Origin of the sequence: Brevundimonas sp., from assembly GCF_036676055.1 — a bacterium.
In the GTDB taxonomy this organism is placed as follows: Bacteria; Pseudomonadota; Alphaproteobacteria; order Caulobacterales; family Caulobacteraceae; genus Brevundimonas.
Window position 1 is genome coordinate 1 of record NZ_JAKFDS010000087.1, and the last position, 7,684, is coordinate 7,684.

9 protein-coding genes and 1 riboswitch are annotated in these 7,684 nt (G+C 72.0%); of the genes, 7 read left to right on the plus strand and 2 right to left on the minus strand.

Annotated elements, in window-relative coordinates; genetic code table 11:
* Positions 1-978, minus strand: a 978-nt coding sequence (locus V6M45_RS14140) for a D-cysteine desulfhydrase (RefSeq protein ID WP_332657182.1), incomplete at its 3' end; no start/stop codon positions are given.
* Between the two features lie 57 nt (positions 979-1,035).
* Positions 1,036-1,440, minus strand: coding sequence for a BLUF domain-containing protein (locus V6M45_RS14145; RefSeq protein ID WP_332657183.1), 405 nt, complete (start codon positions 1,438-1,440; stop codon positions 1,036-1,038).
* A 325-nt stretch (positions 1,441-1,765) separates the two neighbouring features.
* On the opposite strand from V6M45_RS14145, the gene V6M45_RS14150 reads away from it, so the two are divergent.
* The 7 genes from V6M45_RS14150 to V6M45_RS14180 all read left to right on the plus strand — a co-directional run.
* Complete coding sequence (locus V6M45_RS14150; RefSeq protein ID WP_332657184.1) at positions 1,766-2,386, plus strand: TetR/AcrR family transcriptional regulator; 621 nt, start codon at positions 1,766-1,768, stop codon at positions 2,384-2,386.
* An 86-nt stretch (positions 2,387-2,472) separates the two neighbouring features.
* Positions 2,473-3,192 carry a helix-turn-helix domain-containing protein gene (locus V6M45_RS14155; RefSeq protein WP_332657185.1) on the plus strand — a complete coding sequence of 240 codons (720 nt, stop codon included), beginning with the start codon at positions 2,473-2,475 and terminating at the stop codon, positions 3,190-3,192.
* An 84-nt stretch (positions 3,193-3,276) separates the two neighbouring features.
* Complete coding sequence (locus V6M45_RS14160) at positions 3,277-4,830, plus strand: serine hydrolase domain-containing protein (protein ID WP_332657186.1); 1,554 nt, start codon at positions 3,277-3,279, stop codon at positions 4,828-4,830.
* 67 nt (positions 4,831-4,897) lie between these two features.
* Positions 4,898-5,725, plus strand: coding sequence for a TIGR02587 family membrane protein (locus tag V6M45_RS14165; RefSeq protein ID WP_332657187.1), 828 nt, complete (start codon positions 4,898-4,900; stop codon positions 5,723-5,725).
* A 3-nt stretch (positions 5,726-5,728) separates the two neighbouring features.
* A complete protein-coding gene (locus V6M45_RS14170) occupies positions 5,729-6,109 on the plus strand; it encodes a hypothetical protein (RefSeq protein WP_332657188.1) in 381 nt (126 codons plus the stop codon).
* Positions 6,110-6,182: 73 nt separating this feature from the next.
* Positions 6,183-6,641 (plus strand): hypothetical protein, encoded by a 459-nt coding sequence (locus tag V6M45_RS14175; RefSeq protein ID WP_332657189.1) that lies wholly within the window; start codon positions 6,183-6,185, stop codon positions 6,639-6,641.
* Positions 6,642-6,668: 27 nt separating this feature from the next.
* A riboswitch (TPP riboswitch) is annotated at positions 6,669-6,777 on the plus strand.
* A gap of 133 nt (positions 6,778-6,910) precedes the next feature.
* A partial coding sequence (locus V6M45_RS14180; RefSeq protein ID WP_332657190.1) for a phosphomethylpyrimidine synthase ThiC occupies positions 6,911-7,684 on the plus strand: 774 nt, incomplete at its 3' end.

Sequence of the window (7,684 nt, forward strand, 5' to 3'; positions counted from 1 at the left end):
GCTCTCATAGCCGAACAGCCCCTGCGCCCCGCCGGTGTGCAGGAACACCACCGTCTCGCCCCTGAACGCGCCCTTCCGCGCCAGGGCGATCAGCCCCTTCATCGCCTTGGCGCTGTAGACCGGATCCAGCACGATGCCGTCGGTCCGCGCCGCCAGCTTCAGCGCCTCGATCACGTCCTGATCGACCAGCCCGTAGCCCTCGCCGACATAATCGCAGTCGGCCACGACCATCTCCGCCGTCACCGCGTCCGGCCGCCCCAGCAGCGCCGCCGTCTCGCGCGCCAGCTTCAGCACATTCTCTTCCTGCTTCGCCCTGGGCGCCCGCACCCCGATGCCCAGCACCGGGATGTCCGCCCCCATCACCGCCAGCCCGGCCACCAGCCCGGCGTGGGTCCCGGCGCTGCCGGTCGCCGTGACGATCCGGTCGACCCGCAGGTCCAGCTCATCGGCCCCGACCACGATCTCGCGGGCGCAATCGACATAGCCCAGCGCCCCGACCGGGTTCGACCCGCCGCCCGGGATCACATAGGGCCGTCCGCCGCGCGCCCGCACCTCGGCCGCCGTCTTCTCCAGCTCCGCCGGCATGTCAGAACCGCCCGGCACGGTGCGGATCCCCGCCCCGAACAGCCGGTCCATCAGCACATTGCCGTTGGCCACATAGTCATGCGCCTTCGACCCCGTCCGCTCCTCCAGAATGACCTCGCAGGCCAGGCCGTGCGCCGCCGCCGCCGCCGCCGTCTGGCGCACGTGGTTCGACTGCACCGCCCCCTGGGTCACCAGCGTATCGGCCTCCTGCTCGAAGGCCTCGCCGAGCAGGAATTCCAGCTTGCGCGTCTTGTTGCCGCCGCCGGCGAGGCCGGTGCAGTCGTCGCGCTTGATCCACAGATCGACGCCCAGTTCCTCCGACAGCCGCGGCAGCGGCTCCAGCGGCGTGGGCAGATGGGCGAGACGCACGCGGGGGAAACGGGCGAGATGCATGACGGGACTCCTTGCTGCGCTCCATCCCTGGCACGGAGACGCGCCCGCCCCAAGCGGTCAGTCGGGCGCCACCGACTCCAGCATCAGGCCGACGATCCGGTCCGCCGAGGGCGCCGACTCGGCCATCAGCAGATCCAGCTCGGGCGCCAGCGACGGCGTGATCCGGGCGCTGGCCATGGACCAGCCGTCGAAGGCGCGGCGCTCGATCGGGCGGCGGTCCAGCACGTCGATGTCGCGGTGGCGCCGGTCCCGACCCAGCCGGCGCTGCAGCTGGTCGAGGATGCCGGGGTCGCCCTCGACGACCTGCAGGAAGCGGCCGTCGTGGACGGCCAGGGCCCCGGTCAGGCCGGCGCGTTCATTGTTGCGCTGGGCCTCGCCCAGCAGTTCGGCCAGCGGCAGCAGGGCCTCCGTCGGCATCGCGGCCACGCTGCGATACACAAGTCGGTCCAGTCGTGTCGGCATAGTCCCTCCCTCATCCGGCGCCGACCGTAGCCTTATTCGCGCGGCCGTCCACTCAAACCCTTGAACTGACGGCACTATGTCCGATTCCGGACAGTGGACAGACCAGAACCGGCGACGGGGTCAAAGTGAATTACCGAAAACTACGCCCCTCGCCCGGAACCGATCCCGCCGACCGCAGTTTATCGCTCGGACCAAGCGGCGATGCGCGCTCGACTAGTCCACCAGCGGCCCGGCCTCTGCCACGCCCCCCCGACGCGGGCCGGGCCGCTACCTTATCTCCCGCATGAAGCTTGCCGCCCCGCCGTCATGGCGTGATGCTGGACGCATGGCCGAATCGCCTGCCGCCCCCGCCCGCCTGCGCGACCGCTCCGCCACCGAGGCCCTCATTGTCGAGGCCGGCGAGCGCATCCTGCTGCGCGACGGCTTCCCCGGCCTCAACGTCCAGACCCTCGCCGCCGAGGCGGGCTGCGACCGCAAACTGGTCTATCGCTATTTCGACGGCGTCGACGGGGTGGTCGCGCGCATCGCCGCCCGCGCCCACGCCGGCCTGGTCCGCTCGCTCGACGCAGTCCCGCCCACGGGAACGGAGTCGCTGCGCGGCTTCGCCCGCGAAAGCCTGGCGGCCTGGCTGGGCGCCCTGCGCGCCAGCCCCCTGACCCTGCGCCTGATGGCATGGGCCTTGGTGGAATCCTCGCCCCTGCTCAATCGCATCGAGACCGAGCGCTCGGCCGTGCTGCAGGCCTGGATGCGCGAGCGCCGCCCGCGCCTGCGCACCCCGCCGACCGGCGACGCGGTGGCCATCAACGCCGTGCTTCTGGCCGCCGTCCAGCACCTCGCCCTGTCCGGCGGCGCCCGCCCCGGCGTCGGCGGCGTGGCGCTCGACGACGCCGGCTGGGCCCGGATTGAGGCCGCGCTCGACAAGCTGCTGGCGGTGTTTCCGGACTGACGCAGGCGGCCCCGCCCGATCGGCCGCATCCAGATGACGCCGTCGCGGCCTCTGTGGGAGGTGGCTCCTTTCAGGCTGACGTTTTCATGACCGACTCCGTCCCGGCCGCCCGGCTGAAACGCTACGCCCCTCGTCTGGGCCAGCCGGCCCACGCCCACGACGCCGCCCATCTGTCGCTGGTTCTCGCTGGGGGCTTCGAGGAGACCGACGCCCGCGCCGCCCGATCCATCGGCGCCGGCCGGGCGGGTTTGCGGCCCGAGGGCCTGCGGCACGCCGTCCGGTTCGGTCCTCAGGGTGCCGTGGTTCTGACCTTCTCGGCCCCGACCCGGGCCGATGACCGGCCCGCCGTCGTCGAGCCTGCATGGTCCCCGGTCCTGCCGCGGGCGCACCTGCGCCGCCTCGTCCCCCTGTTGCTGGAAGGCGACGAGATCGGGCAGGAGGCCGCCTGGGACATTCTCGCCCTGTGCGACGGGGTCCCCTCCCGGCCACAGCCGGACCCGTGGCTGATCGCGGTGCGGGATCGACTGATGGAGGCGCCGGCCGGGGCGCGCCTGACCGACATCGCGCGGGAGGCGGGCCGCCATCGGGTTCATCTGGGTCGGGCCTTCCTCGCCGCCTTTGGCGAGACGCCGTCCGCCTTCCGTCGCCGCGCCATGCTCGACCGGGCCCTGTGCCTCAGCGCCAGTGGTCTGCCCGCCGCCCTCGCCGCCCTCGACGCGGGCTTCGCCGACCAGAGCCACTTCACCCGCGCCTGCCGCGATCTGTACGGCCTGCCCCCTGGCGGCCTGATACGTCGCGCTGCGTGACCGGCCGCGCCGCCCGGGTTGCATCCGTCCAAGACCCGGCCGCCCGGCCCCGCCAGTCTGCAGCTCCCCTCCCCGGAGTCATCCATGCGCCGTCCCTTACTGACCCTCCTGCTCGCCGCCTCCGTCCTCGCCGCTCCCGCCGTGGCGGCCCAGCCCCTGCCCCAGGCGGCCGCCGCTGCGCCGGCCCCGATCTCTGCGAGCGAGGCTGATTTCCGGCGCGCCGCCGACGCCGTCTTCGGCCTCGCGCGCGCCGTCGCCGACCAGCCGGGCGCGCCGCCGGCCCTGTCCGTGGTCGTGGTCCGCCGCGGCCGCGCGCCCCTGATCTGGACCCACGGCCGCCTCTCCTCCGATCCGGCCTCGCCCGCCGCCGACGACGACACGCCCTTCTACATCGCCTCCCAGACCAAGGCCTTCGTCGGCCTGCTGGCGGTGAAGCTGGACGCCGAGGGCGTCTTCCCGCTCGACCGGACCCTCGCCGACATCTGGCCGGACGTGACTTTTCCGCCGGGCGTCGATCCGGCCGCGATCACCTTTCGCCGGCTGCTCAGCCATCAGGGCCCGATCGAGAACGAGGCCCTCTCCTTCCGCACGGCGTACAGCGACCGCGTGCCGTCCGCCGACTACGCCCGCCTGCTGTCCACGGGCTCCGAAGCCCGGGCGCCCGGCTTCGACTATTCCAACCTCGGCTATTTGCTCTACGGCGCGGCGCTGGAGCTGAAGACCGGGCGCGACTGGCGCGACTGGCTGGATCAGGCGCTGTTCCGGCCCGCGGGCATGACCCGTTCGGGCGCCCGCCCCAGCCAGTTCGACGGCGTGCCCGCCTATCACCGCTGGATGGGCGCGCGCGGCTGGGACGTCTTCCCGGGCAAGCCCGACGACCTGATGCACGCCGCCGGCGGTCTGGTCGTGTCGCCGAACGACATGGGCCGCTGGCTCGTCATCCAGCTGGGCGAGGCCAACGACGCGGTCCGGCCCGAATGGGTCCGCGAAGCCCAGACTCCCCAGGTCGCCGCCGACATCCAGGGCGATGTCATCGCCTGCCAGGGCTACGCCCTGGGCTGGAACGTCTGCCGCCTCGGCGCCGTCGATATCCGCGCCCATGGCGGCAGCTACACCGGCATGCGGTCGGCGATGGCCGTCTCGCCTGAGCTGGGCGTGGGCATCGCCGTCTTCTCCACGAGCGACAGCCTGACCGGCGGCCTGGGCCAGACCTTGGTTCAGACCTTCTTCGAAACCGTTCAGGATCCGGGGCGGGCGGCCCCGGACCCGGAAGCCTACGCGACGCAATACGCGGGACGTCTCGCGGACTTCGCGGCCCGCCGGATGGCCCGGGTCGATGCGCGTCGCGCCGAAGCGCAATGGGGCGGCTGGACGTGGCGACCCTCCGCCGCCGACCGCGCCGCCTATGTCGGCCGCTACCGCCATCCGACCCTCGGCGACCATGTCGTCTCGCTCCGGGGCGAGACCGTCCTCACCCGCCGCGGCGTCGTCGAGCGCCCGCTCGAGCCGGCCGCCCCCGATCTGTTCGCCATCGCCGACGGCCTCGCCGACCCGCCCACCTCCTTCCGCTTCGAGCGGACGGACGGCCGCGTCACCGCGCTGATCCACGATGAGGACCGGTTCGAACGGATCGACTGACGCCGGGGAGCCCGGGCCGGGCGACGTGGGCGGGGAGCGGACGGCCCCGTCAGGCGTTGCCGCATCCATGAGCTCCGCCGCCACCCTCGATCGACGCCGCGAAACCGCCTACGGCCGCGATCTCGGCCGGGCTTTCGGCGGGGCGCTGCTGTTCAGCCTGCCTCTGCTGATGACCATGGAAATGTGGTGGTTCGGCTTCAGCCTGCATCCGGCCCGGCTCGCCCTGTTCCTGCTCACCGCCGTGCCGATGCTGGTCGGCCTGGCCTATTACGCGGGCTTCAGCCACCGCCACCACGGCCTCGCCCACGCCCTGCTCGACACCTTTGTCGCCCTCGCCGTCGGCTATGTGACCGCCGCGATCCTGCTGACGGTCATGGCCATACTGGAGCCCGCCGGTCCGCTGCGCCATTCGGTCGGCCAGATCGCGCTACAGGCCGTCCCCGGGGCCATGGGCGCCCTGCTGGCCCGGCGGCAGCTCAGTTCGGGTCGGGGCGAGGGCGACGAGGGCGAGGCCCGCTATCCCGGTGAACTGTTCCTGATGGTCGCCGGCGCCCTGTTCCTCGCCCTCAACGTCGCCCCCACCGAGGAGATGATCCTGATCGCCTACCGGATGACGCCTTGGCACGCGGTGGCCCTGGTGCTCGTCTCCCTCGCCGTCATGCACGCCATCGTCTACAGCGCCGGCTTCGCCGGGCAGGAGGAGCAGGGCCAGCCGGTGACCGCATTTGTCCACTACACCCTCGCCGGCTACGGCCTCGTCCTGCTGGTCAGCGTCTATGTTCTGTGGGTGTTCGGCCGCACCGACGGCCATGGCTTTCGCGAGATGATCGACGCCGCGGTCGTCCTCGCCTTCCCCGGCGCCCTCGGGGCCGCCGCCGCCCGTCTGCTGGTGTAGCCCATGCCCCCGAAAAAAGACGCCCCCGAACAGAAGCCGCCCGTCCTCGAATGGATCATGGGCGGCCTCGGCCTGCTGCTCACCCTCGCTGTGCTGGCCGTGATCGGCAGCGGCGCCCTTGGCCCGCGCCAGCCGGCCCGGCTGGAGGCCACACTCGGCGAGGTCCGCCCGGCCGGCGCCGTCTGGCTGGCCGAGATCGAGGTCCGCAACCTCGGCGACGAGACCGCCGCCGGCGTCGAGGTCGAGGGCCGGCTCGGCGACCAGACCGCGACCGCCGCGCTCGACTACGTCCCCGCCCACGGCAGTGAGCAGGTCACCCTCGCCTTCGACGCCGACCCGCGCGGCGCGGTCGAGCTGACCGTCCCCGGCTGGTCGGAACCCTGAGCCGTCAGGTTCAGTGGCTTGACCGCCGCCCATGGCGCCTCTTGACTGGCCCTGTTCAGACGGGGGGTGGACGGTGGCTTACGGGACGAAGGCGAAATTCTCGCGAACGGTGGTCGAACGGGTGACCTGCCCCCGCTGCGCCGCCCGCTACGAGTACGACCGGGTGCTGGAGACCGAGCGCGAGGTCATCCCCGGCCAGGAGGACGCCGCCGCCCACGCGGCCGAAATCGAGCTCGCCCGTCAGCAGGCCGAGTCCCCGGTGGCGGTCGTGCGTTGCCCCGCCTGCCACAAGTTCGCGCCGGGGGCGCTCGGCAATCGTCTGCTGATGGTCGCCGTCATGCTGGGCGGCGCGGGGATCTGCGCTGCGGCGGCGGTCGGGCTGATGCTGCTGGCCGCCGAGACGGGCAAATTCTTCTGGGTGCTTTGCCTGATGGCGGCGCTTGCGGTTCCGGTGCTGCTTCTGCTCGCCCTCGCCGCCCTGCTCAGTCCGACGACGCACAAGACCCGCCTCGCCGGAACCCGGCGCGATTGAACCCGCCCCCGTCCGGGCGTATGGCTGGGTCGTTCTCCGGGGGGTCGCGCCTGAGCGGCTGAGATTGGGGTGATCCCCTGACCCGTCGAACCTGATCCGGGTCATGCCGGCGAAGGGATGGGAAACGCTTCGGTCCACGCCACAGGACCATCTCGCCCGACGTCGGCGCCCTCAACACCGAGGCCGCCATGAACATCGCCGTCCCCCCGCCCGCCACGCCCGCCGAGCCCAATGTGGATCTGGCCCTCAAGGACGCCCGCGATCAGGTGATGCGCGAGACCGGGACCATCCCGACCGGCGAACGCGCCGGCTCGCGCAAGGTCTATGTCGCCGGCGAACTCTACCCCGACATCCGCGTCCCCTTCCGAGAGGTCGCGGTGCACCCGTCGGCCAACGAGCCCCCCGTCACCATCTACGACTCCTCCGGCCCCTACACCGACCCGACCGTCACCATCGACATCACCAAGGGCCTGCCGCTGGTGAAATCGTCCTGGCAGCTCGACCGCGGCGACATCGCCCCCGTCGCCAATCCGCGCGAGGTCAGGCCCGAGGACAATGGCCACGCCAGCGGCAAGAACCTCGCCCCCCGCTTCGACACCAGCCGCCACCGCGTCTTCAAGGGCGTCGAGGGCCGCCCCGTCACCCAGTACGAATATGCGAAGGCCGGCATCATCACCCCGGAGATGGAATACGTCGCCATCCGCGAGAACCTGCGCCGCGAGCAGACCGCCCCCTGCATCCGCGACGGCGAGGACTTCGGCGCCTCCATCCCCGACTTCGTCACCCCCGAGTTCGTGCGTCAGGAGATCGCCCGCGGCCGCGCCATCATCCCGCACAACATCAACCACCCCGAGGTCGAGCCGATGATCATCGGCCGCAACTTCCTGGTGAAGATCAACGCCAACATCGGCAACTCGGCTGTCCTGTCCAGCGTCGACGACGAGGTCGACAAACTGGTCTGGGCCACCCGCTGGGGCGCCGACAACGTCATGGACCTGTCGACCGGCCGCAACATCCACAACATCCGCGACTGGATCATCCGC

Bases quoted from the DNA above. Each gene is read 5' to 3' on its own strand.
- V6M45_RS14150 (WP_332657184.1), top strand. From the start codon at position 1,766: ATGGCCGAATCGCCTGCCGCCCCCGCCCGCCTGCGCGACCGCTCCGCC.
- V6M45_RS14165 (WP_332657187.1), top strand. From the start codon at position 4,898: ATGAGCTCCGCCGCCACCCTCGATCGACGCCGCGAAACCGCCTACGGC.
- V6M45_RS14170 (WP_332657188.1), top strand. From the start codon at position 5,729: ATGCCCCCGAAAAAAGACGCCCCCGAACAGAAGCCGCCCGTCCTCGAA.
- V6M45_RS14155 (WP_332657185.1), top strand. From the start codon at position 2,473: ATGACCGACTCCGTCCCGGCCGCCCGGCTGAAACGCTACGCCCCTCGT.
- V6M45_RS14160 (WP_332657186.1), top strand. From the start codon at position 3,277: ATGCGCCGTCCCTTACTGACCCTCCTGCTCGCCGCCTCCGTCCTCGCC.
- V6M45_RS14145 (WP_332657183.1), bottom strand. From the start codon at position 1,440: ATGCCGACACGACTGGACCGACTTGTGTATCGCAGCGTGGCCGCGATG.